The 21,151-nt window shown below is 64.9% G+C and carries 22 protein-coding genes, 1 tRNA gene and 1 pseudogene; 9 read left to right on the top strand and 15 right to left on the bottom strand.

All coding sequences use genetic code 11. The features are described 5' to 3' along the window. Positions 1-28: 28 nt before the first annotated feature. The 11 genes from BN973_RS21245 to argS form a co-directional block, all read right to left on the bottom strand. Positions 29-1,249 carry a glycosyltransferase family 4 protein gene (locus tag BN973_RS21245; RefSeq protein ID WP_036470707.1) on the bottom strand — a complete coding sequence of 407 codons (1,221 nt, stop codon included), beginning with the start codon at positions 1,247-1,249 and terminating at the stop codon, positions 29-31. A 41-nt stretch (positions 1,250-1,290) separates the two neighbouring features. Next, complete coding sequence (locus BN973_RS21250) at positions 1,291-1,944, bottom strand: L-threonylcarbamoyladenylate synthase (RefSeq protein ID WP_036470708.1); 654 nt, start codon at positions 1,942-1,944, stop codon at positions 1,291-1,293. After that, complete coding sequence (gene prmC, locus BN973_RS21255; protein ID WP_036470709.1) at positions 1,941-2,783, bottom strand: peptide chain release factor N(5)-glutamine methyltransferase; 843 nt, start codon at positions 2,781-2,783, stop codon at positions 1,941-1,943. The genes BN973_RS21250 and prmC overlap by 4 nt, the downstream gene beginning before the upstream one ends. Next, a complete protein-coding gene (gene prfA, locus BN973_RS21260; RefSeq protein ID WP_036470710.1) occupies positions 2,780-3,853 on the bottom strand; it encodes a peptide chain release factor 1 in 1,074 nt (357 codons plus the stop codon). The genes prmC and prfA overlap by 4 nt, the downstream gene beginning before the upstream one ends. Before the next feature lie 97 nt (positions 3,854-3,950). Beyond that, positions 3,951-4,190 (bottom strand): 50S ribosomal protein L31, encoded by a 240-nt coding sequence (gene rpmE / locus BN973_RS21265; RefSeq protein ID WP_036470711.1) that lies wholly within the window; start codon positions 4,188-4,190, stop codon positions 3,951-3,953. 259 nt (positions 4,191-4,449) lie between these two features. Continuing rightward, complete coding sequence (gene rho / locus BN973_RS21270) at positions 4,450-6,312, bottom strand: transcription termination factor Rho (RefSeq protein WP_036470713.1); 1,863 nt, start codon at positions 6,310-6,312, stop codon at positions 4,450-4,452. A gap of 269 nt (positions 6,313-6,581) precedes the next feature. Further along, the gene (thrB, locus tag BN973_RS21275) at positions 6,582-7,526 is read right to left on the bottom strand and encodes a homoserine kinase (protein WP_036470714.1); all 945 of its coding nucleotides are present in this window, start codon (positions 7,524-7,526) and stop codon (positions 6,582-6,584) included. 2 nt (positions 7,527-7,528) lie between these two features. After that, a complete protein-coding gene (gene thrC, locus BN973_RS21280; protein WP_036470715.1) occupies positions 7,529-8,611 on the bottom strand; it encodes a threonine synthase in 1,083 nt (360 codons plus the stop codon). After that, positions 8,608-9,933, bottom strand: a complete 1,326-nt coding sequence (locus BN973_RS21285; RefSeq protein ID WP_036470716.1) for a homoserine dehydrogenase — start codon at positions 9,931-9,933, stop codon at positions 8,608-8,610. The genes thrC and BN973_RS21285 overlap by 4 nt, the downstream gene beginning before the upstream one ends. A 3-nt stretch (positions 9,934-9,936) precedes the next feature. Beyond that, positions 9,937-11,355 (bottom strand): diaminopimelate decarboxylase, encoded by a 1,419-nt coding sequence (gene lysA, locus BN973_RS21290; protein ID WP_036470717.1) that lies wholly within the window; start codon positions 11,353-11,355, stop codon positions 9,937-9,939. Continuing rightward, a complete protein-coding gene (gene argS, locus BN973_RS21295) occupies positions 11,352-13,004 on the bottom strand; it encodes an arginine--tRNA ligase (RefSeq protein ID WP_036470718.1) in 1,653 nt (550 codons plus the stop codon). The genes lysA and argS overlap by 4 nt, the downstream gene beginning before the upstream one ends. A 125-nt stretch (positions 13,005-13,129) precedes the next feature. Here argS and BN973_RS21300 point away from each other — a divergent pair. From BN973_RS21300 to BN973_RS21315, 4 genes are all read left to right on the top strand, one after another. Further along, positions 13,130-13,205: transfer RNA gene (locus BN973_RS21300), tRNA-Arg, on the top strand. 60 nt (positions 13,206-13,265) lie between these two features. Continuing rightward, the gene (locus tag BN973_RS31160; protein ID WP_156959186.1) at positions 13,266-13,562 is read left to right on the top strand and encodes a hypothetical protein; all 297 of its coding nucleotides are present in this window, start codon (positions 13,266-13,268) and stop codon (positions 13,560-13,562) included. A gap of 8 nt (positions 13,563-13,570) precedes the next feature. After that, positions 13,571-14,071 carry a DUF732 domain-containing protein gene (locus BN973_RS21310; RefSeq protein WP_139830069.1) on the top strand — a complete coding sequence of 167 codons (501 nt, stop codon included), beginning with the start codon at positions 13,571-13,573 and terminating at the stop codon, positions 14,069-14,071. 175 nt (positions 14,072-14,246) lie between these two features. Beyond that, positions 14,247-15,776 carry a toll/interleukin-1 receptor domain-containing protein gene (locus BN973_RS21315; protein WP_036470723.1) on the top strand — a complete coding sequence of 510 codons (1,530 nt, stop codon included), beginning with the start codon at positions 14,247-14,249 and terminating at the stop codon, positions 15,774-15,776. Positions 15,777-15,829: 53 nt separating this feature from the next. On the opposite strand, the gene BN973_RS21320 is transcribed toward BN973_RS21315, so the two are convergent. Beyond that, positions 15,830-16,060: a hypothetical protein gene (locus BN973_RS21320; RefSeq protein ID WP_139830068.1), complete on the bottom strand. Its 231-nt coding sequence runs from the start codon at positions 16,058-16,060 to the stop codon at positions 15,830-15,832. 379 nt (positions 16,061-16,439) lie between these two features. On the opposite strand from BN973_RS21320, the gene BN973_RS21325 reads away from it, so the two are divergent. From BN973_RS21325 to BN973_RS21335, 3 genes and pseudogenes are all read left to right on the top strand, one after another. After that, complete coding sequence (locus BN973_RS21325; RefSeq protein ID WP_036470725.1) at positions 16,440-16,709, top strand: toxin HicA; 270 nt, start codon at positions 16,440-16,442, stop codon at positions 16,707-16,709. Then, a pseudogene (locus BN973_RS21330) lies at positions 16,706-17,023 on the top strand (type II toxin-antitoxin system HicB family antitoxin); the annotation flags it as partial. The gene BN973_RS21325 and the pseudogene BN973_RS21330, both read left to right, overlap by 4 nt. A 124-nt stretch (positions 17,024-17,147) precedes the next feature. After that, complete coding sequence (locus BN973_RS21335) at positions 17,148-17,474, top strand: hypothetical protein (protein ID WP_036470726.1); 327 nt, start codon at positions 17,148-17,150, stop codon at positions 17,472-17,474. A gap of 32 nt (positions 17,475-17,506) precedes the next feature. Here BN973_RS21335 and BN973_RS31165 read toward each other — a convergent pair whose 3' ends face one another. Genes BN973_RS31165 through BN973_RS21350 form a run of 3 tightly spaced genes read right to left on the bottom strand, consistent with a single transcriptional unit; the run spans position 17,507 to position 19,691 of the window. Beyond that, a complete protein-coding gene (locus tag BN973_RS31165) occupies positions 17,507-18,226 on the bottom strand; it encodes a hypothetical protein (protein ID WP_139830067.1) in 720 nt (239 codons plus the stop codon). A gap of 8 nt (positions 18,227-18,234) precedes the next feature. Continuing rightward, positions 18,235-18,879 carry a hypothetical protein gene (locus BN973_RS30025; protein WP_051641389.1) on the bottom strand — a complete coding sequence of 215 codons (645 nt, stop codon included), beginning with the start codon at positions 18,877-18,879 and terminating at the stop codon, positions 18,235-18,237. Continuing rightward, positions 18,876-19,691: a TIGR04255 family protein gene (locus BN973_RS21350; protein WP_036470728.1), complete on the bottom strand. Its 816-nt coding sequence runs from the start codon at positions 19,689-19,691 to the stop codon at positions 18,876-18,878. The genes BN973_RS30025 and BN973_RS21350 overlap by 4 nt, the downstream gene beginning before the upstream one ends. A 109-nt stretch (positions 19,692-19,800) precedes the next feature. On the opposite strand from BN973_RS21350, the gene BN973_RS21355 reads away from it, so the two are divergent. Then, positions 19,801-19,983 carry a hypothetical protein gene (locus BN973_RS21355; RefSeq protein WP_036470729.1) on the top strand — a complete coding sequence of 61 codons (183 nt, stop codon included), beginning with the start codon at positions 19,801-19,803 and terminating at the stop codon, positions 19,981-19,983. A 220-nt stretch (positions 19,984-20,203) separates the two neighbouring features. Beyond that, on the top strand, positions 20,204-21,049 hold the full coding sequence (locus BN973_RS21360; protein WP_198048952.1) for a helix-turn-helix domain-containing protein: 846 nt from the start codon (positions 20,204-20,206) through the stop codon (positions 21,047-21,049). The last annotated feature ends 102 nt before the right edge of the window (positions 21,050-21,151 follow it).

The following is a 21,151-nucleotide window of genomic DNA, read 5'->3' on the forward strand; positions in this document are numbered from 1 at the left end:
GCACCGTACCATAAGGTCAGCGCTACTACTACTCCTCGTCGTAGTAGTCCTCGCGGCGGCGCAAGAGCGGGATCGCCGTCGCTACGCCGGCAACCACGATGGCACCCAGCATCACCGCGCCGGTATCGCGCGGGTTGAAAAAGATGGTGCTGGCGGCGCCGAACGCGACGATGCCGACCCATAGATAGATGAGCAGCACCACCCGGCGATGCGAATGGCCGATCTGCAGCAACCGGTGGTGTAGATGCATCTTGTCGGGGCTGAAGGCGCTGCGGCCGGCCCGGGTACGCCGCACGATGGCCAGCAGCAGGTCGAGCATCGGCACGAACATCACCGCGACCACCAACAGGAACGGCGACAGCAGGGCAAAGACATCGCGTGCGCCGTAGGCGTTTTGCGAGATCGGGCCGGCCGCGGTGGTGGACGCGGCCGCGAGCATCAGGCCGATCAACATCGAGCCGGAGTCGCCCATGAAGATCTTGGCCTTGTGGAAGTTGTGCGGCAGGAAGCCGAGGCAGGCCCCGGCCAGCACGACGGAGATGACGGCGGGTGGGTAGAACAGCACGTCGCCGCCGTGGTCGCGGAGCAGACCGACCGAGAAGATGCAGATCGCCAGCGCGGTGATGAGTCCGAGCCCGGCCGCCAGACCGTCGAGTCCGTCGACGAAGTTCATCGCGTTGACAATTGACACGGTCAGCGCCAGCGTCAGCAGGATCGACGATGCCTGGTCCAGCACGATGGTGCCGACGCCCCCGAACGGGATGTACAGCACGCTCCAGGCAACACCCATCGTGACCAGCACGCTGGCCGCGGTGATCTGGCCGGCGAATTTCGTGAGGGCATCCAGGCCCCAGCGGTCGTCGATGAGACCGATGCCCATGATCACCGCGCCGGCCACCATGACCGCGGGCATGCCGGTGGAATAGACGAACCCGCGGGTCAGCGCGGGCAGCTGGGAAGCCAGGAACACCGCGGATGCCACACCGACGAACATCGCCAGCCCGCCCATGCGCGGGGTCGGCGTCACGTGCACATCGCGTTCCCGCGGATAGGCGACGGCCCCCAACCGGGTGGCCAGCACCCGCACCGGTCCGGTCACGAAGTAGGTGATGATCGCGGCGGTCAGTCCGACCAACGCCAGCTCACGCAGTGGGACCCCGGCACCGCGATCGGACAGGGCGTGCAGACCAGCGGCGAGGCTGACGAGATTGCTGGCTGGGTCGCTGGACACCACGAGACCGTACGCCACCTTCCTGAGACCCGAAGTCTCGCTTCATCGCCGGTGCGCCGCTAGGCGATCAACCGTCCCGGTTCCATTCCAAGCACTTCCGCGACTCGCTCGACACTCACCGGTCCGGCGCGCAGCAGCCGCGGAGTGTCTCCGGTGAGATCGACGATGGTCGAGGCGGCCTGCTGTTCGGCGGGTCCCGCGTCGAGATAGACGTCGACGAGGTCGCCGAGCTGGTCGCGGGCCTCGCCGGCGTTGACCGCCGGTGGGCGACCGGAGACGTTGGCGCTGGATACCGCCATCGGCCCGACCTCGCGAAGGAGCTCGATCGCGACCGGGTGCAGCGGCATCCGCAGCATCACGGTACCGCGGGCGTCGCCGAGATCCCACTGCAACGACGGCGCTTGCGCCACAACCAGACTCAGCGCACCGGGCCAGAATGCCCGAATCAGTTCGCGGGCCCCGTCGGGCATCGTGTAGACCAGGCCCTCGATGGTGTGCCAGGACCCGACCAGCACGCCGACCGGCATATCGCGTCCGCGCCCCTTGGCTGCCAGCAGTGCGGTCACCGCGGAGTTGTCGAAGGCGTCGGCGCCGATGCCGTACACGGTGTCGGTCGGCATCACCACCAGCCGGCCACCCTTGAGGGCCCCAACCGCCGAACTGATGCCGGCCGAACGCTGTTCGGGTTCAGCACAATTGAACACCTCAGTCACTCGGCGCTCCTAATGGCGGTCACGAATCTTGGCCGGCCGGTGAGATCTCGCCGCGCCCGGATGTCGTCGAAAAGCTCAGTGCGCTGGATTAATTCGACGGTGCGCGACGACGTGGTGTCGTCGTGCTCGACGGCGAACAGGCCGCCGGGGCGCAGCCAGCGTCCGGCGACGTCCACCACCGCGTCGATCACCGCCATCCCGTCCGGTCCGCCGAACACCGCGTGCGGCGGATCATGCTGGGCGACTTCGGGATCCAGCTTGACACCGTCGGGAACGTAGGGCGGGTTGGCCACCACCAGGTCGACTCGTCCGTCCAGCTCGGCAAGCAGGCCTGCCGCGGTGACGTCGGCGCGAACCAGCTCCACCGCGGTGCCCTCGACGTTGCGGCGCGCGTAGTCCAGGGCCGCCTCGGAGTCGTCGATGGCGATCACCCGCGCCGCCGGCCGATGCCGGGACAGCGTGACCGCCAAAGCGCCGGAGCCGGTGCACAAATCGACGATCATCGGCGCGGCGCCGAGGCGTTGCGCGGTGGCCCACTCGAGGATGGCCTCGGTCTCCGGCCGTGGGATGAAGACGCCGGGGCCGACCTGCAGCACGACCGGGCCGAATGCCGCGGTCCCGGTGAGATGCTGCAACGGCACTCGCCGCGAGCGGGCGGCGACGACGTCGTGGTAGCGCACCAGGAACTCGTCGTCGATCGACTCGATCAGGGTCAACCGCCCGCGCTCGGCGCCCGCGACATGAGCGGCCAACTCCTCGGCATCCCAACGCGCAGAATCGATTCCGGCTTCGGCCAGCATCGCCGCAGCGGAGTCGATTGCGCGCCGCAGTACGGTCATGCCTGTTGCAGCCGGGCCTGTTTGTCGGCGGCGCTCAATGCATCGAACAGCGCATCCAGGTCACCGTCGAGAACCTGGTCGAGATTGTGTGACTTGAAACCGATCCGATGATCGGTGATCCGATTCTCCGGGAAGTTGTAGGTGCGAATGCGTTCGCTGCGGTCCACGGTGCGGATCTGGCTGGCCCGGTCCGCCGACGCGTCGGCCTGGGCCTGCTCCTCGGCGAGTGCCTGCAAGCGGGCGGCCAGCACCTGCATCGCCCGGATCTTGTTCTGCAACTGCGATCGCTCGTTTTGACAGGTGACGACGATTCCGGTGGGCAGGTGGGTGATGCGCACCGCCGAGTCGGTGGTGTTGACGCCCTGGCCGCCCTTGCCCGACGAGCGGTAGACGTCGATGCGCAGATCCGACTCGTCGATCTGCACCTCACCGACTTCCTCGGGTTCGGGATAGATCAGCACGCCGGCCGCCGAAGTATGCACGCGGCCTTGGGATTCCGTCACCGGCACGCGTTGCACGCGGTGCACCCCACCCTCGAACTTCAGGCGTGACCAGACCCCGTCGGCCGAGTCACCCTTGCTGGCGATCGTCAGCGTCGCGTCCTTGTACCCGCCCAGGTCGGAGGTCGTTTCGTCCAGCATCGTCACGGTCCAGCCATGCCGTTCGGCGTAGCGGATGTACATCCTGGCCAGATCGGCCGCGAACAATGCCGATTCCTCGCCGCCTTCACCGGATTTGACCTCGAGCACGACGTCGTCGGCGTCATGCGGATCGCGCGGCGCCAGCATGTCGGTGAGCTGGGTGTCCAGTTCGGCCACCCGTGCCTCGAGTTCGACGACCTCGTCGGCGAATGAATCGTCGTCGGCGGCCAGTTCGCGTGCGGTCATCAGGTCGTCGCGCGCCGACTCCAGCTTGCGATGCGTGGCCACGATCGGGGCCAGGCGGGCGAATCGACGGCCGGCCTTGCGCGCCTCGTCGGGATTGCTGTGCAGCTCGGGGTCCGCCAGTCGCCGCTCCAGTTCGGCGTGCTCGGCGAGCAGCACGTCAATCGTCTGGACCGGCTGCGTCATCACACACCTCCCCGTTCTCTGCGAGCATATTTACCGCGAACGCGAACCGACGCCCGGCCTGCGCAGTTACTGCACAGTTCGGGCGTCGGTAAGGCAGCTATTTGTCGGCCGAGTCTTTGTCGGCTCCGGCCTTCCGCTTTCCGTAGCGCTTCTCGAAGCGCGCCACCCGGCCACCGCTGTCCAGGATCTTCTGCTTGCCCGTGTAGAACGGGTGGCACTGCGAGCAAACCTCGACGGTGATGTGACCGCCTTCTTTGGTGCTGCGCGTGGTGAACGTGTTGCCGCAACCGCAGAGCACGGTGGTCTCCGCGTAGGCGGGATGAATGTCAGCTTTCATGATGTCCTCTTCGATCGTTGTCGCCCTGGTCCCCCGCAGGGATCCGGCCGTCGGGCGTGAACTCGGAGCCTCACCGGGGGCTCCGGGCAGTCGACGCTCGATTATGCCAGGTCAACTACCTTCCCCCCAAACACCGAGATGCGCCCGCCCATTCCCGGACGGTGGTGGGCCAACTTCGCCGAGACTCAAGCCACGGCGGCGCTGCGCGGGGTGTCGTGTGCGTGGTTTATGTGTCGCGGGTCAGGGCAGGTGTACAGCCCTAGTCGTTGTCCATGCTCCCCGGCGTCGTCTTGGACACCTGGACCAGGAATTCATAGTTGGTCTTGGTCTTGCGCAGCTGCGACATCAGCAGGTCGATGGCCTGGTGGGAATCCAGACCCGACAGCACCCGGCGCAGCTTGTGCACAATGCCGAACTCGTCGGGCGAGAGCAGCAGTTCGTCCTTACGAGTACCGGACGGGTTGACGTCGACCGCCGGGAAGACCCGCCGCTCGGAGATCTTGCGGTCCAGCTTGAGCTCGGCGTTACCGGTGCCCTTGAACTCCTCGAAGATGACCGTGTCACCGGTGGACCCGGTCTCGACCATCGCCGTGGCGATGATGGTCAGCGATCCGCCTTCTTCGATGTTGCGCGCGGCGCCGAGGAATCGTTTCGGCGGGTACAGCGCGGTGGAGTCGACACCACCGGACAGGATCCGGCCCGACGCGGGCGACGCGTTGTTGTACGCGCGGCCCAGGCGGGTGATCGAGTCGAGCAGCACCACGACGTCTTTGCCCTGCTCGACGAGTCGCTTGGCGCGTTCGATGGCCAGCTCGGCGACGGACGTGTGGTCCGACGGCGGCCGATCGAAGGTCGAGGCGATGACCTCACCCTTGACCGAGCGCTGCATGTCGGTGACCTCTTCCGGGCGCTCGTCGACGAGCACGACCATCAGGTGGCATTCCGGGTTGTTCTTGGTGATCGCGTTGGCGATGTCCTGCAGGATCGTGGTCTTACCGGCCTTGGGCGGCGACACGATCAGGGCGCGCTGGCCCTTACCGATCGGCATGATCAGGTCGATGACCCGCGTGGTCAGCCGATCCGGAGTGGTTTCCAGCCGCAGCCGCTGGTTGGGGTACAACGGCGTCAATTTTTGGAAGTCGGGACGCTTCTTGACGTCTTCGACCGGTCCACCGTTGACGCTGTCCAGGCGGACCAACGGGTTGAACTTCTGTCGCTGGTTGGGCTGCTCGCCCTCCTTGGGCACCCGCACCGCGCCGGTCACCGCGTCACCGCGGCGCAGGCCGTTCTTGCGCACCATATTCATGGACACGTAGACGTCGTGCGGCCCGGCCAGGTAGCCGGACGTGCGCACGAAGGCGTAATTGTCGAGGACGTCAAGGATGCCGGCTACCGGCTGGACGACGTCGTCTTCGCGCAGCTCGGCCTCGCCCCCGCCGTCGCCGGAGCGCTCACCGCGACGCCGGCGGTCGCGGAACCGGCGGCCACGCCGGCCGCCACGGCCCTCGCCGTCGTCGTCCTGCTGATTCGAGCCGCCGCGACCTTGCTGGCCAGCCGAGCCTTGATCGGCGTTCTGATCGCCCGCATCCGTTCCGCGGTCCTCGGTCTTGGATTCCTTCTGTCCCCCGTCGCCCCGGTCGCGCTTGTCGCCGTCGCGAGGGGCGGTGCCGTTGCGGCGCTCCGAACCCCCACTGTCGGCCTCGTCGGCGGTGCGGGTGACCGACCCCGCTTCGCGGGAGGCGCCGCGCCGTTCCCGGCGTGGGCCCTCGTTCGCCGAATCCGGCTGTTCCCCTTGGGTAGTCGGCTCTTCGACGGCAGTTTTCTCTTGGTTCTTGTCCTGTTCGGACTTGCCGGTGTCCTCGGACGGGGTGGCGGCGGCGGAGGTGCCGTTGGCCTGTCCCCTGATTTCCTTGATCGCGGCAATGAGTTCGTTCTTACGCATCCCCGACGTTCCCTTGACGCCGGCCTGACTGGCCAGCGCACGCAACTCGGGCAGCACCATGCTGGACAGGGAGCCGGCCGAGACGTTGGTTTTGACGTCCGGAGTGTCTGTGGTCACGGCGTTCGACAACTGATTGCTGTCGGTGCTTTCGTCAGCCGTGAACAGGTCCGTATCAGTCACGGATTTCCTTTCTTCCCTCGCTGATCACGTCATACGAGGGGTTCGTTGCATTCAGCCAAATTGCCGAGTGCGCCCAATCATCGACTCTGCAACGGTGATCGCCTGGGATGGGCGGAGAAAAAGGCGAACCTCGTCCACGAGAAGAATTGGTGTTGTACCAGCGGCAAGGCAGTGTGTATGCAGATGCAGATGACTGCGATTGCTGGACGATGCCGAGGATAGCCCGCATCTGTGCTCGAAGCAAGCAAACCCTCCGGTGAGCTTGTGGATTAACCGGCGACCGTGACGCCCGGGCTCCAACGAACCCCTTCGCCGGCCGTCATCTCTGAGATGGTAAATCCGGTCGCAACGCCGCAGTCCAGCGCCTCGGACGGCAACTCCGACTCGGTGGTCAATGCGATAACCGACGGACCCGCCCCCGAGAGCGTCGCTGACACCTTAAGACGCCGCAGCAGCCGCAGATATTCCGCCGACGCCGGCATCGCCGGGGCCCGTTGCGGTTGATGAAGCAGGTCTTCGGTGGCCGCCAACAACAGATCCGGGCGTTGGGTCAGCGCGACCACCAGCAACGCGGCGCGGCTGACGTTGAATCGGGCGTCCTCGTGGCTGACCTGGGCGGGGAGCAGCACCCGCGTCTCGGCGGTCGACGAGCGCTCCTCCGGGATCGCGCAGAACAGCCGGATATCGGGGTGCAGCGCCAGCGGGACGGCGGAGTAGACGGGCGCTTCGCCGCCGTGCTCGGTCCACGAAACCACGGCACCGCCCAGCACCGCCGCCGCGGCGTTGTCCGGGTGACCCTCGAACTCCGAGGCCAGCTGGATCAACTGGGCATCGCTAAACGGGGTCGAATCCGTCTGTGCAACAAGACCATTGACCGCAGCCAGGCCGCTGACCACGGCTGCCGCGGACGAGCCCAGGCCGCGGGAATGCGGGATGGCGTTGCGGCAGCGCACCACCATGCCGGGAGCGCGGACACCGGCGGCCTGCAGCCCGCGCTCGATGGCGCGCACCACCAGATGCTCCGGGCCCAGCGGCACCTGGCCCGCGCCCTCCCCCTCAACCTGCACAACCAAGCCGGAATCGGTTGTTTCCAAGACGATCTCGTCGTAGAGACTCAATGCGAGACCAATGCTGTCGAAACCCGGCCCAAGGTTGGCGCTGGACGCCGACACCGCGGCGCTGGCCACCAGCCCGGCGGGCAGCTTCTGGGTCACGACTAAGCCAGCCCGAGCTTCTCTACCACGAGTACAGGATCCACCGGCAGCGGCGACACGCTCGGCATATCCTTCAGCGCCGTGTCGGGATCCTTGAGGCCGTTGCCGGTGACCGTGCACACCACCGTCGATCCGCGGGCGACCCAACCGTCTTCGACGGACTTGAGCAGACCCGCGATGCTGGCCGCGGACGCCGGCTCGACGAACACGCCTTCGGATTCGGCCACCAGATGGTAGGCCGCCAGGATCTCCTCGTCGGTCGCGGCCAGGAAGCGCCCATTGGATTGCTCTTGGGCCGCAACGGCCGCCGTCCACGACGCCGGCGAACCGATGCGGATCGCGGTGGCGATCGTCTCGGGGTCTTTGACCGGTTTGCCGTGCACCAGGGGCGCGGCTCCGGCCGCCTGGGTGCCCAGCATGCGGGGCAGCTTCTCGAACACGCCGTCCTGGTGGTACTCGGTGTAGCCCTTCCAGTACGCGGTGATGTTGCCGGCGTTGCCGACGGGCAGCGAGTGGACGTCCGGCGCGGTACCCAGCGCGTCCACGATTTCGAACGCCGCCGTCTTCTGGCCCTCGATACGCACCGGGTTGACCGAGTTGACCAACGAGATCGTCGGGAAATCGGCCGTCATCTTGCGGGCCAACTCCAGACAGTCGTCGAAGTTACCGTCGATCTGAATGATCTTGGCGCCGTGCATGACCGCTTGTGCGAGTTTGCCCATCGCGATCTTGCCCTGAGGTATCAGCACCGCGCAGGTGATGCCGGCACGCGCCGCGTAGGCCGCCGCCGACGCCGAGGTGTTTCCGGTCGACGCGCACAACACGGCCTGCTGCCCGCGGGCCACCGCGTCGGTGACAGCCATCGTCATGCCCCGGTCCTTGAAGGAGCCGGTGGGGTTGAGGCCCTCCACCTTCAGGTGGACCGTGCAGCCGGTCTTCTCCGAGAGCCGGGTCGCGGGGATCAGCGGTGTGCCGCCCTCGAACAGGGTGATCGGCGTCCAGTCGGCGCCGACCGGTAACCGGTCGCGGTAGGCGGCGATCAGTCCCGGCCAGGGTTGGTGGACCGCAGTGCGCGGCGTGCTCATATGCTGGTTCCTTCCAATCTCAGCACGCTTGCCACCCTCTGCACGACGTCCAAATCGGCCAGCGCATCCACGGTTTCGGAGAGTGCCGCATCGGTGGCGCTGTGCGTGACCACCACGACGCGGGCCCCCACCCGTCGTCCGCCTTCGTCCGCGACGCCTTCCTGACGAACCTCGGCGATGCTGACCTCACGCTTGGCGAATTCGGCCGCCACCGACGACAACACACCGGGCTTGTCCGCGACGTTCATGCTGACGTAGTAGCGGGTGGAGATGAAACCCATTGGTGCGATAGGCAATTGGGCGTACTTGGATTCTTTCGGCCCGCGGCTGCCCAGCACCCGGTTGCGGGCGGCCATCACCAGGTCGCCGGTCACCGCCGACGCGGTGGGCGCGCCGCCGGCGCCCTGGCCGTAGAACATCAGCCGGCCTGCCGCCTCGGCCTCCACCACCACGGCGTTGAACGCCCCGTTGACGGTGGCCAGCGGATGTTCCAGGGGCACCAGTGCCGGGTAGACGCGGGCCGAGACCCGTTGCTGGCCATCGTCGGTCGTGATGCGCTCGCAGATGGACAGCAGCTTGATGGTGCAGCCCAACGCGTGCGCGGACGCGAAGTCGGCCGGGGTGATCTTGGTGATGCCCTCGCGATAGACGTCGTCGGCGGTCACCCGGGTGTGGAAGGCGATGGATGCCAGGATCGCGGCCTTGGCCGCGGCGTCGTAGCCCTCAACATCGGCGGTGGGGTCGGCCTCGGCGTAACCCAGCGCGCTCGCGTCGGCCAGGGCGCTGTCGTAGTCCGTGCCGGTGCTGTCCATCGCGGAAAGGATGTAGTTGGTGGTGCCGTTGACGATGCCGGCCACCCGGACCACCGTGTCACCGGCCAGCGACTGGGTGAGCGGGCGGATGACCGGAATCGCACCCGCGACCGCCGCCTCGAAATACAAGTCGACATGCGCATTTTCGGCTGCCTGCGCCAATTCTCCGGTCGACGTGGCCAACAACGCCTTGTTGGCCGTGACGACGGACTTACCGTGCTCGAGCGCGGCCAGGATCGCCTTGCGCGACGGCTCGACCGGCCCCATCAATTCGACGACGATGTCGACGTCTTCCCGCGACACCAGTTCTTCGACGTTGTCGGTGAGCAGCTCGACCGGGACACCGCGATCGGCTGCGACACGCCGAACCCCGATGCCGCGCAAGGCAAGAGGCGCGCCGACCCGGGCGGCGAGATCGTCCGCGCTCTGTTCGATGATGCGGACGACCTCGCTGCCGACGTTGCCGCACCCGAGTACCGCCACGCCGACTGGCTTTCCGTTACCGGACACAGTTCACCTCACTTCCAAACTCAGCAGATCGTCGACCGTCTCCCGGCGCAGGATCAGGCGGGCCCGTCCATCGCGCACCGCCACGACCGCGGGCCGGCAAATCATGTTGTAACGACTCGACAGCGAATAGCAGTAGGCACCGGTCGCGGCGACCCCCAGCAGGTCACCCGGGCCCAGGTCGCCGGGAACCCAGGTGTCGCGGACGACGATATCGCCGCTCTCGCAGTGCTTTCCGACGATACGCGCCAGCGCCGCCGGCGCGTCGCTGACCCTCGACACCAGTCGGGCGTCGTATTGCGCGTCGTAGAGTGCGGTGCGGATGTTGTCGCTCATGCCGCCGTCGACGCTGACGTAGCGCCGGATCGCCTTGGTGCTGACCTCGACGTCCTTGACGGTGCCGACCTCGTAGAGCGTGATGGTCCCCGGTCCGGCGATGGCCCGTCCGGGCTCCACCACCAGCCGCGGTGTGGGCAGACCCGCCGCCGCGGACTCATTGCCGATGATCGTGCTCAGCTTGGTCGCCAGTTCGGCCATCGGAGGCGGGTCGTCGGCTGCCAGGTACGAGATGCCAAGGCCGCCACCGAGATCCACGGTAGAGATCTGCGCGGTCTTCTCCACCCCGAACGCAGCGACGATCTCCTGTAGCAAGCCGAGGACGCGGCGCGCGGCCAGTTCGAAGCCGGCGACGTCGAAGATCTGCGAGCCGATGTGACTGTGCAACCCGACCAGGCGCAGATGATCGGTCGCGAATACCCGCTCCACCGCCGCCATTGCCGCGCCGCCGGCGACCGACAGGCCGAACTTCTGGTCCTCATGCGCGGTGGAGATGAACTCATGGGTGTGCGCCTCGACGCCGACGGTGAGCCGCACGAAGACGTCCTGAACGACGCCGGCCTCGCCCGCGATGGTTTCCAGGCGCTCGATTTCGGTCATCGAGTCGACGACGATATGGCCGACCCCGGCCTTGACCGCGGTCGTCAACTCCGCGATCGATTTATTGTTGCCGTGCAGGGTGATCCGCTCCGGCGGGAAGTTGGCGTGCAGCGCCACGGCCAGTTCACCGCCGGTGCACACGTCCAGGCAGAGGCCCTCTTCGTCGATCCAGCGGGCTATCTCGGTGCACAGGAACGCTTTTGCGGCGTAGTGCACATTGGCGCCACCGCCGAACGCCGCCGCGATCTCACGGCACCGGGACCGGAAGTCGTCCTCGTCGACGACGAACAGCGGGGTTCCGTACTCGTGGGCCAGGTCGGTCACCGGGATTCCGGCGATGACGGCCACGCCGGCCTCGTTGCGAACCATGTTGAGCGGCCAGACATTCGGCGCCAGGCCCAGCAGCTCCTCCGGGGACTGCGGCCGCGGCGGGCTGTCCGCGTGACGGATTTCTTCGGCGTGCCGGGGACCGGCGGGATGGACGTTCACATTCTCTCCGGGGCGCTGACACCGAGTATTGCCAGTCCGTTGGCGATGACCTGGCGGGTGGCCTGACACAGCGCCAACCGGGCGATGTGCAGGTCCGTGGGTTGTTCGTCGCCCTGGGGCAGTACCCGGCACGAGTCGTAGAACCGGTGGTAGTCACCGGCAAGGTCTTCCAGGTAACGGCAGATCCGGTGTGGTTCGCGCAGGGAGGCGGCGGTGTCGAGCACCCGCGGGAACTCGCCGATGGTGCGCAGCAGCGCGCCCTCCTTGTCGTGGCTGAGCAGTTCGAGGTGCCCGGTATCGGGGATCAATCCGAGCTCGGCGGCGTTGCGGGCCAGCGCGGAGAGCCGAGCATGCGCGTATTGCACGTAATACACCGGGTTTTCATTCGACGCCGACGACCACAACGCCAGATCGATGTCGATCGCGGTGTCCACCGACGAGCGGATCAGGCTGTAGCGCGCGGCGTCGACGCCGAGCGCGTCGACCAGGTCGTCGAGCGTGATCACGGTGCCGGCGCGCTTGCTCATCCGCACCGGCTGGCCGTCGCGGACCAGGTTGACCATCTGCCCGATCAACACCTCGACGGTCGCGGGGTCGTCGCCGAAGGCGGCCGCCGCGGCCTTGAGCCTCGCGATGTATCCGTGGTGGTCGGCGCCGAGCATGTAGATGCACAAGTCGAAACCGCGTTGCCGCTTGTCCAGGTAGTACGCGATGTCTCCGGCGATGTAGGCCGGTTTGCCATCGCTCTTGATCACGACGCGGTCCTTGTCGTCACCAAAAGCGCTGCTGCGCAACCAGCTTGCGCCATCTTTTTCGTAGATGTTGCCGGACGCACGCAACCGGGCGATGGCCTCCTCGACACGCCCGCTGGTGTGCATCGAGTCTTCGTGGGTGTACACGTCGAAGTCGGTGCCGAATTCGTGCAGCGTCTCTTTGATGTGGGCGAACATCAGGTCGACGCCGATCTCGCGAAACGTCTCGTGCATCTCGCTGTCCGGCAGGCTCAGCGCGTCGGGCGCCTTCGCCAAGACCTGCGCGGCGATGTCGGTGATGTAGGTGCCGGCGTAGCCGTCCTCCGGGGTGGGGTCGCCCTTGGCCGCGGCGATCAACGAGTTGGCGAACCGGTCGATCTGCGCGCCGTGGTCGTTGAAGTAGTACTCGCGGACCACGTCGGCGCCCTGCGTCGAGAGCAACCGGCCCAGCGCGTCGCCGACGGCGGCCCAGCGCGTGCCGCCGATGTGGATCGGGCCGGTCGGGTTGGCCGAGACGAATTCCAGGTTGATCTTGGTGCCGGACAACGCCTCGGAGTAGCCGTACCGGTCGCCGGCGTCGATGACGTTGTCGACGACCTTGGCTTGCGCCGACGCCTCGAGGCGCAGGTTGATGAAACCGGGTCCGGCCACCTCCGCCGAGGAGATGCCGTCGGCTGCGGCCAGCGCGTCGGCGAGCCATCCGGCCAGCTCACGCGGGTTGGTGCCGACCTTCTTGCCCAGTTGCATCGCCAGGTTGCTCGCGTAGTCGCCATGCTCGGGATTGCGCGGACGCTCCACGGTGACCGCCGCCGGCAGTGCGGACACGTCGAGGCCGTGCTCGGCGAGTACCGCGGATGCGGTGACTTTGAGCAGCTCAGCCAGGTCAGCGGGGGTCACGAGCGTCCATCCTATTGGTTAGCGTGCCTACGCCCCGAATCCATTGCGATGTCAGACCGGCCGCGCGGATGCGTTAGTCTGTCCCGGATAGTTTCAAGCCCATTGGCGCAGTATCTATATCGTGCGCCCCCGTAGCTCAGGGGATAGAGCGTCTGCCTCCGGAGCAGAAGGCCGCAGGTTCGAATCCTGCCGGGGGCACCAAGGTCACCGTAGGTCAAAGGCTATTTCTAGCCTCCTGCTGAAACCGCAAATGCCCCCGGGATGCACTTCGGAAACCGAGCGGTCTGGTGTCAGCAAAGACGACACCGTTCCGGAAGGTTCCCCACCACGCCCCTCGACCACATCAACACCACCGCCGCCCTTAACGCGTTGCATTCATGCCACGACGGGCTCAAGGAGCTTCGCCTCGACACCAACACCGCCGAACCGCTGACCAAAAAGATCACCGAAGCCATCGCCCGCGCTGAGCGCCTAGCTGTTGTCGTCGAGGGTGACCTTCGCGCAGATGAGGCCGTCGGTGCGGCTCGGCGTCGTCACCCGGCGGGTCGCGCGTTGTGAGTGTGGCGATGCACGAAGATGACCTCGCGGGCGCCGACGGCCTGACCGCGGCGGGCGAAACGGCCGCTGCGCCAGAGGAACCGCATGCCTACGCGCTCGAGTACCCCGCCGAGGACTACCCGCCGACCGCGGCGGCGCCATTGCCCGACAGCCGCACCGTGCGCGCCCGTTGGGCGCTCGCACTCGCGGTGCTACTCTCGGCCGCGGCCGCGTTCATCGTGGCGGGCGCGCACGGCCTTCGCGTCTTGACAGCGCCGGCGGTGACGGTGACGGCACCGCCGGCCGATCGTGATGCAGAGTTCCTGGCGGACCTTGACCGCGCGGGCATCCCGGCCCGCACCACCGGCCACGGCGTGCTCGCCGGCTACTTCGCCTGCGGGGGGCTCGGCATGGGCAAAACAGAAGACGATCTCACCACCACCGTGTTCGGGCCGCCGATCGGCGGTCACCTGACACCGCAGTTCGTGGCGATCGCGAAAGCGCAGTTCTGCCCGGGCGGGCACCTGTGACCGCACCACCTTCGCGGCGAATCTAGCCCGAATCCAGGACCAGCGTCTCGTCGATATCCCCGGCGAGGCGCTATTTCACGCTCACACCGCAATCGCGTGCTCGTCTGGGGCGGCATTTACGCTTTTACCTCGGGGTGGGAACGAAGGCCGATCGCGAGACCGTAAGGGGCAGCCGATGACGTCACCCGACCAGGACAAGCATGCCTTCGTGTCGTACGTTCACGAGGATTCCGACCACGTGGACAGGCTCTGTCAGGTCTTAACCGCGGCTGACATTCCGCATTGGCGAGACCGAAGCGCCCTTGGCCCTGGCGACATGTGGAAAACCAAAATCAGAGAGGCGATCCAATCCGACGCACTGTGCTTCCTGGCCTGTTTCTCTAACGAATACCACGCGAAAGACAAGTCGTACCAGAACGAGGAACTGATTCTCGCGGCAGAAGAGTTCCGGCTACGCCCGCCGGGCCGCACGTGGCTTATCCCCGTGCGCTTCGACGACTGCGAGATCCCGGAGATCGAACTCGGCGCTGGAAGAACACTTCGCGACCTCAACTACGTGGACCTGTTCGGAGATTCCTACGCGCTGCGCGCTATCCAGCTTATCGAGGCCATCAAGAAAGTCATGGGCGACCCGCCTTTGAACCCGGCAACCGTGCGTGCCGCGGTGCAAGAGGCCGATCCGGAGACTCGCCCGACCCTCCTGCGCCGCGTCACCAAAGAGATGATTCCAGACCCTAGGCGCCAAATCGAATTAGATAGCCTTGTTGCACAAGAGGTTTTGAGTGTAATCGCTGCGATGCGCGACACCGACCGATTCCCGACGGAACTCGCCCCGGGGTCTCCCGATGAGCGGCAACTGCAAGCTGCCGCCATCGCCGATGACTACTGGCGGCTGGTCGAACCGTTTTGTTGGTCGTTGAACGTTGCGGCGCGCTGGGCTTCGCCGGCAGATCTCATGCCATGGGTAAAGGGCCTGCGCGCGTTCGCCGCTGCGGCGTTAGAAGCTCGGAGCGGCCTAGTCGCACTGGGCAGTATGAGGGAATTACCTTGCCTGATAACGCTTTTCGTGGCTGTGCTGTCAACTTATGGCCAACAACGGTGGGACAACTTCAAAACGCTGTTGGTTGATGCCTGGGTCCCAGATCCGCGGCACCAAAAGCGGCCGGCTCCGCTTATCGTGGCCACGGGCCTCTGGGGGGTATTCCAGGATGCTGAGTGGGTTCCGCACATCCTGGCTCGTGCGGCCATGGACGGCGAAGACCTCGCTACCGCGTGGGACGCATTCAAACAGAACAAAGTCGGCAGATTCCACACGCCCACAGCTGAATGGTTGCACACCATCTTGCGGCCGGTCTTCGCCGAGCAGTTCCCAGACGACGCGAGTTACGACAACGAATTTGACGCTGCGGAGGCATTCATCGGAATTGTGGCCGAGGACGTCATTCTCAGGGACATCGCGAGTCGGGCCGACGATCCGGTCACCGCAGGCATGACGAGATATCGGAACCTTTGGTTCGGGCGATCGATGTGGCGTTCTAGGCGCTACGGCAACGCAGTCGAGAACATCAACGCGGAGCGGGCGATGCACGGTGCCGCTTGGCCGCCTCTGACAGCTGGGCTATTCGCGGGGTCAGCCGAGGGGGCCGCGGAAGCGTGTAAGACGTACGCGGAGAGCTTCAGCCGCCTTGGCTCTGGTATGTGGTAGCGGCCCAGGTCACGCCGCAACTTAGCGCCGACAACCGGCGCGCGCCTGGCCAGCTATTTGTTGGACCCGTGGTGTTGGTCGCAGACCACCTGGGCCGCTTCTCGGTCGATGTCGCGGTCGGGGCTGTAAACGCCGACGATGGCATCGACGTTGGGATCTGTCGTCATGTCATAGATGCAGCGCCGATCGACATGAGGCCCGTACTTGGGATCGCGCAGCAAGTCCACGACGTCCGCCTGAAGTGGCGTGCCGCCAGCACACTGGCCCAAGTCGAGGTGGGCCATCGACGTCAGGGTGAGGAAGTACGTTCCGCCGTTGCCGCCCTGAAGCTGGCAGGTTTCCCGGCCCGGGCCCAACCCCGATGGGCCGCCGGCCGTGTGCGGGGTAGGGGATCAAGTCGGCCGTGTCGGCCCCGACGCTGCAGAAGACGACGGTGCCGACACCGACGACGGTGCCAGGGGCGTCGTCGTCTGCTTGCTCGGTGTCGACGTGCCGCAGCCGCAGAGCGCAGTTGCCGCGCAGCAAATGACGGCAAGCGTCCGGTTCACGGTGCTGAGCATAGGCACCCGCAGTCGGCCGGCGAAACCGCCGCGGCCGGGAATACATCTGCGCCGTAGACGTCCATACATACGCGAGTGCTAACACATGCGCTAGCATGAGGGGGTGGATAGAGAACGGGTCGCCAAGATCGTCGCGCAGATGCGCGAGAACCCGGCGAACGTCGCCTACGCGGACGTTTACAAGGTGTGCGTCGAGTATTTCGGTGCGGCCCGCCAAAAGGGCACAAGCCACGCCGTCTTCAAGATGCCGTGGGCGGGCGACCCGCGGGTCAACATTCAACGCGACAAAGGCGGCAAGGCAAAGTCCTACCAGGTCAAACAGGTCCTGTTAGCGATAGACAAATTTGAGAAACAAAGGGGTGAGCACAAGTGAACGAACTGCATTACACCTACCGCGTCGAATGGTCACCGGAAGACGGGGAATGGGTCGGCTTGGTTGCCGAGTTCCCGTCGCTGTCGTGGCTGGACCCCGACATGGTTGAGGCGCTCCGTGGTATCGAGCGCCTAGTCGCCGGCGTTGTCGCCGATATACGCGCGGAGCACGAAACGCCGCCTAAGCCGCTCGCAGATCGTCGATACAGCGGCAAGGTGTTCGTGCGTACATCGCCAGAACTGCACCGACGGCTGACCATCGAGGCAGCCGAGCAAGGCGTATCCGTAAACCAGTGGGCCATGCAGAAACTCGCCGAACGCATGGTCGGCGACATCCCCGTCTACTACAAGCCCGCTTGCGCAGTGTGCGCGGAACAGTACAGCGACACCGCGGATGAAGATTCCGCCGCGCGGGACTACGCACAGGCCCGGTGATCGCATGAGTGACACACAGAACTACCGCGAGTTCGAGCTTTACGGTCTACAGCCGAGCGAATGGCAATGGGCACTCGACAATGACGCGGTGCATGGCATCGGGTACGCGTTGGAGGACCCCGTCGCCGTCCGCGACACCACCGACGATGCCGACGACCATCGGAAAACGTATGTAATCCTTGCAGACCCCGAAGACGCCGCCAACGCAGTCGTCGAGATCAACCAGTGGATCACCGAGTTGCCTGACAGGAACTCGCCCGAAGAATTCGATGCACACGGATTTGTCAGCGCTTTGTCGCGCGTAGCCCTGGCCCAGGAAGTCGACGGCTGACGGCCCCCGGGCATAACGTCATCGCACAAGACTCAGGGCTGTACTTCTTCCCGCCTCGCCAAGGCCGCCGAGACTTCTTCCCGCCTCGCCAAGGCCGCCGAGTGCGCCTCTCGTCTCAGATCGGTGTGAGTGTGGTCTTCCTTTAGCTGCGTGCGACGAGAGGGGTCGCCTCCACTAAGCCAGGTCTGGAATTCGATCTCCTCGGCCCTGAGATTGTCTGTGGTCCAATCGACTTCGTCATCGAATACCGTTTCGACCCAGTCCCGTTGCTGGTGCATCTCCCAGACGGTGGGCGCTGTCTCCTTCGCGAGGCTAGGAATGTCAACCTCAAACCTTGTGTAATTCTTCACAATTCGCTGCTGGAGGATGTAGATGCCACGGTCGCTGAGCGTCGCGATGCGGGCGTTGAGATCCAGAAGTTCAGAAGGCGCGGCCGTCAGATCAATGAAATGGGCGGCATAGTGCTGGGCGCCCACGAGGTCAGCAAGCGGCATGATCCTCAGATTTCCGTTCCATCCGTTGCTTCCATTGACCCGCTGATGCCGCTCGACTGGTGCGACGGTGATGCGTCGGCAAAGTAGCCCCTCGCGGTCACGCATCGAACATGGATGCGCCACCACCTGCACGAGGCGGGGTTCATCCCCGAAGCCCGGTAGGACAATATCCTTGAACACATCCCCTTGAAAGACGGGGCGACTTCGGGCTACTTCACCTCGTTCGTCGTAAAGATGTTCCGGATCAATGGATTCCATGCTCGTCGTTACTCACCGCGTATGCGAATTGAGCGCATCCCATCCGTATCGTCGAACACCTCGAACTTGCTGCGGCTATCGCGCCAGCCGGGGCGGATGTCATCAAGAATATGTTCGACATTCCCGCGCTGCTCGGCAATATCCATGAGCGCCATGTCTTTTCCGTCGAGATACAGGTCCAGTGGCCGGATATAGTAACCGGCCGCAAGGGGCAGCTCCATCTCCATCCAAGTTGATGGGTCTTCGATGCCTGCTTCCTGCTCGAGCATGTCCAAAATGGCCGCGAACTTCGCGAGCCGGCTTCGGCTTTCGGGCGAGGCATCATTACCCTTGCGCCACTTGCGAACTGCCGAAACACTCACGTCGGCAATTTCGGCGATATGAGTCCACGCCATGCCGCGCTGATACGCAAGTTCGTCTAGGAGGGCAGGGACACCAAGCCTGCTTTTGTTGCGCGTCCACTGGTCCAGTGTCAACGCACGGACCCTGTCGTGCAGGTCGTGCGCTTCCCCGCCGTTTAGGTCATTCTCTGTCCGAAGGTCCCCAACTTCCATTGATAGCGCACGGGTTCCCATCGGGACCACTTTGTAGCCTTTGAAATCGCCCGTACCGGTACCAGTACCGGTCAGGGGACCAACAGCCGGCATCGTCATGCGGTCACTCCTCTAAAGAGGTTTCGGGCATCTTCAGTAATCGCACGCTGGAACGCTGCCCCTACGGGGCCGTGGACTTCGTTAAGGACGGTAGTCACTTCATTCGCGTCCAACCGGACCACATCCTCCCCATTGAAATCGCGGAATCCGTCGAAGTCTAGGACGAAGAACGGCCCCGCATCGAAGTTCTGGCGCGTTAGAAGTTGTGGTTGGACGATGGGGTGTTGATCGAGCGCCTGGTATTGAAAGGTGAGGCCCTTCCCATAGCTAAGGTCGAACGTCACAAGCCCTTGCGCATTGCGGGCGGGTACACCGTCGGGGCCAATGGCCAGAGTGCTTATGACACTGGCGTCAATCCACTTACCCCACGCGCGCACGTCGGTTATCGGTTCTGGCACCCGCACTTCGTCGACGTAACGAAGGCCAACACGTACCAGTGCGGGGCGAACGTTGGCACCGGCGAGTGCTTCGCACACGGCGATCACACCGCTACAGAGGTCATCGAATTCGCGATACGAGGTTGTCTCGTAAATGAACGAAGCTGGTGTGATGGTGACTGATTCGGTTTTTGCCGAATTCATTAGCACCGTCCGGCGCTCCTGTACTACCTGGGGAAGAACACCGGGGCCAAGGTTCCCGACGGTGAAGGTGACATTCGTCTGCGGCGTACTGACCGGGAAGCGCTCTTCCAGCGCGATCGCTACCACATCGAGTGTTTCTTGCTGCCGTAGACGAGGAGAGTCGGAAAACTTGATCTCTGCTATGACCAGTGCCAAAGGCGCGTTGGGGAAGACCTCCCGGTTGGGATACATATCTAGTCAACCTAATCTAATTGGCACCACGGTGCACCAAAGTGCGCACCAAGAATAGTACCAAAAGTGACACCGCTTATGAACCCCTCGTGGCCGCTGGGCTGGCGACATGAGGACGCCACCGCGGCCGTGGGCCACCCCGGGTTGCTACGGCCGGCCCTCCCACGCGGACGATCGGGGGTCGCCCGGCTTCCAGCGCGGCGACGCGCCGTTCAAGGTTGTCGACGCGGCCGATCAGGTCGTCGATTTCGGCGACCAGCCAACGGCGGCGGCGCATCACAGGTCCCGGTAATCGACAGCAAAGCCGAGCCCCACCGCGTCGGCGACCGTGTGGACCACAACTCGGTCGTCGACATACACAGTGACCGCTTCCCCGCAGCGGACCTGATACTCCCGCGTAAAGTCCGCGCGCGTCTTCGGCGGCAGCGGATAACCGGCTGGTCGAGCCCACGTTGGCAGTTCCCCCACTGAAACCGACACCGGCCGGCTAGCTCTAAAACTGACTGAGGTTGTTGACAGTCTGGGCTCCTGATGGAAGGAGCCGCATGGCTGAGCGTGTTTGGAGTGAGAAGGACCTAATCAGGCGCGCGAACCGGCGCTTGGCTGTGCTGCGCCATGCCGAGGAAGTTAGCGGCAATGTGGCGGCGACGTGTCGCTACTACGGCATCAGCCGCAACGTCTTCTATCGGTGGAAGCGCCGCTACGAGGACGAGGGCCTTGAAGGTCTGAAGGATCGTTCCAGTGCACCGTTGCACTGCCCTACCGTCACCGATCCTCAGATCGTTGAGAAGATCATCCATCTGCGCCAGCATTATCACTTCGGGCCGATGAAGATCGGGATGTATCTCAAGCGCTATCACGATGTGGAAATCAGCACTTCCGGGATATGGCGAATCCTCAAGCGGCTGAACATGAATCGTCTGCCCGCCTCGCAGCGGTACAAACGCCACACCGGGCGGTGGAAGCGCTACGAGAAACAACGCCCCGGCCATCATGTCCAGATCGACGTCAAGTTCATCGAGCCGATCACCACAGCATCCGGTCGACGAAAGCGTTACTACCAATACACGGCCATCGACGACTGCACGCGGCTGCGCGTACTGCGGGCCTATCCCCGCTCGGACCAGAAGACGGCGATCCAATTCCTCGACTACGTCTTGTCGCGGCTGCCGTTCCAGGTCGAAAAGATTCAGACCGACAACGGTGCCGAGTTCCAGTCCAGCTTTCACTGGCACGTCCTGGACCAGGGCATCGGCCACGTTTACATCCGGCCGGCGACACCGCGGCTGAACGGGAAGGTGTGTGAAGACTTATCGCCGATGTTGCACCGGATCGGTCTGACCCCGGCCAAGGTATGACCATGGTGTCCTGCGTTCGATTTGTCGACCGATTCCGGTGCAACATCGCGGGTCGCACCGGCCAGACGGATCTGACCTGATAGGAGCTTGGACTAGAAGCCC

This window comes from Mycobacterium triplex, assembly GCF_000689255.1.
In the GTDB taxonomy this organism is placed as follows: Bacteria; Actinomycetota; Actinomycetes; order Mycobacteriales; family Mycobacteriaceae; genus Mycobacterium; species Mycobacterium triplex.